1 protein-coding gene is annotated in these 2468 nt (G+C 65.6%); it reads left to right on the top strand.

Annotated features, from left to right (window positions below; genetic code table 11):
* Nucleotides 1–420 precede the first annotated feature (420 nt).
* Entirely contained in the window at nucleotides 421–2364 is a 1944-nt protein-coding gene (locus HMPREF1546_RS07085) for an S-layer homology domain-containing protein (protein WP_021748854.1), read from the top strand.
* Nucleotides 2365–2468: the final 104 nt, after the last annotated feature.

Below are 2468 nucleotides of genomic sequence, written 5' to 3'. Positions count from 1 at the left end.
GGCGGACCGGACACGTTCCGGTCCGCCGGGGGCTTTCACATGCCTTGCCGCCCGCCGGCTCACCGGAGCCCTCCAAGCTGGGGAGCCGGCTCTGCGCTGCCGGGAATGTCTGGCGCGGCGCCCGGATCGTTCCAGCATATTTTGCCGGATGCACTGCGGCCCAATAGATGCGGCTGATGTGCCAGGTATTTCCAGTCATCTGGAAAATCCGGAAAGCCCTTGCGTGGCTCTGCCCCGCTGTGTTAGGATGTGAACCGTGCTTTTGAGGCCGGATTTTCCGCTGCCTGCTTGGCTTTTTGACAGAATCCGCAATGATTTGGCAGAATTTCTACATCTGGGAAGGCCCCTTTTCGGACCGGACGGAGAGTGCCCGCTTCAAAGCGCCGATACCTACAAACCAATCGGGAGGAATCTACACACATGAAGCGAGAACTTGTTACCGGACTGCTGACTCTGAGCCTGCTGGCCTCCATGCTGCCGGCCAATGCCCAGGCGGCGGAGGGGATGTTTGGTACGTCTGCCGCCGGGCAGGTCCAGACCATGACGGAGGGGGCCGGGGAGGACGGCGTCCAAACGGAAAACACCGCGGATATCGACGGCACTCAGTATGCCACCCTGGCGGAGGCAGTGGCCCAGGCGGAAGAGGGCGCCACCATCCGGCTGCTCCGGGACGTGGAGCTGGACGCCTCCGGCCTGGTCAACGGCCAGGGAGCGCTGACGCTGTCCAAGGACTTGACTCTGGACGGCAGCGGCCATACCATCCGGGCGAAGGCGGGCACATTTTCTGTCTCCGGCGACAATGGCACCGGCCCCAGCCTCCTCAATCTTCAGGATGGCGCCGAGGTGACGCTGCGGGATGTGACCTTTGACGGCGGCAGTGCCGCCAAGCACGGCCTGAACATCTACCACGCCGGAATGGTGACCCTGGAGAACGCGGAGATCTCCAACTGCCGCTGGTACGCCCTGGTGGTCAATGGCACAGAGCTGTCCGTGGACGGCCTGACCACCTCCGGAAACCAGTGGGGCGTCAACATCGACCGGGGCAGCCGCGTCACCTTTGCGAACGCTGCTATTGCCGAGGGGGATTCCATTGTCTTTGAGGGTCAGGATGCCTCCGGCAGCCTGACCGTGGAGAGCGGCAGCTATCAGAACATCAAGACGCAGGGCGGCTCCACTGGCGGAACCATCGCCATCAACGGCGGCACCGTGGGCAGCGTAGTCAACGACACCGCGGCGGAGATCACCATCTCCGGCGGCACTGTGACCGGTCAGGTGGCCAACAGCGGCTCCGGCAGCATTTCTGTCACCGGCGGCAGCTTTGCCACTGCAGAGCTGGAGGATTTCATTGACCCGGACCGGACGATCATCCTGACCCTGGAGCTCGGCGAGGGCGCCGCCGGCGCGGCCGCCATGGCAGCCACCAGCGGCGCAGCCGTGGGGACGCTTCCCACGCCGGAGCGGAGCGGCTACGCCTTCGCGGGCTGGTACACCGCCGCCGACGGCGGCACTGCAGTTACTGCCGATACCGTCTTCGACGCAAACACAACCCTGTACGCCCGGTGGACTGAGAAGTCCGAGGACGGCGAGCATCTCATTACTGTGGACCGGGTCACCGGCGGCTCCCTGGAGGTGAGTGCCGGTCGGGCCGACGAGGGTGAGACGGTGACCATCACCGCGGCGCCGGATGACGGATACGAGCTGAAGAAGCTGACTGTCACCGACAGCCAGGACGGCGCAGTCCCGGTCCAGAACGCGGGGGAGGGACGCTATACCTTCGTCATGCCCGGCGGCGGGGTGACCGTGTCCGCGTCCTTCGTCCGTTCCGGGGAGCAGACGGAGCTGCCCTTCACAGATGTGGACAGCGGCGCGTACTATTACGATGCGGTCCGGTGGGCTGTGGAGCAGGGGATCGCCTCCGGTGTCACCGGAACGGCCTTCGCCCCGGGCCGCGGATGCACACGGGCCCAGCTTGTGACCTTCCTGTGGCGGGCAAACGGCTCTCCTGAGCCGTCCGAAAAGGAGAATCCCTTCACGGATGTGAGCCCCGACAGCTACTATTATAAGGCAGTTCTGTGGGCTGTGGAGCAGGGCATCACCTCCGGCGTCACCAAGACTGCCTTTGCCCCGGACCGGGTTTGCACCCGCGCTCAGGCGGCGGTGCTGCTGTGGCGGGCCGAGGGCTCTCCCGCAGCATCCGGGACGCATGACTTCCGGGACGTGGCGGAAGGTGCGTACTATGCGGACGCGGTGGCCTGGGCCGTGGAGAGCGGAGTGACCCAGGGCACCACTTCCACTACCTTTGAGCCCGGCACGACCTGCACCCGGGCGCAGATCATGACCTTCCTCCACCGCGCCATGGCGTGACAGAGAGGGCCCAGGACAGATGCAGGCAGGTCCGGCCGAATCGCCCGGCCAGGACGCAGCCCATGTCAAACGGCGGGCCGCGCGGAGATTCTCCGTGCGGCCCG

The organism is Oscillibacter sp. KLE 1745 (genome assembly GCF_000469445.2).
Lineage (GTDB): Bacteria > Bacillota > Clostridia > Oscillospirales > Oscillospiraceae > Oscillibacter > Oscillibacter welbionis.
Note: the sequence above shows the minus strand (reverse complement) of the source record. Positions and strands in the feature narration are given on the sequence as shown.

Excerpts from the sequence above, each read along its gene's own strand:
- HMPREF1546_RS07085 (WP_021748854.1), top strand. The coding sequence starts at position 421 with ATGAAGCGAGAACTTGTTACCGGACTGCTGACTCTGAGCCTGCTGGCC.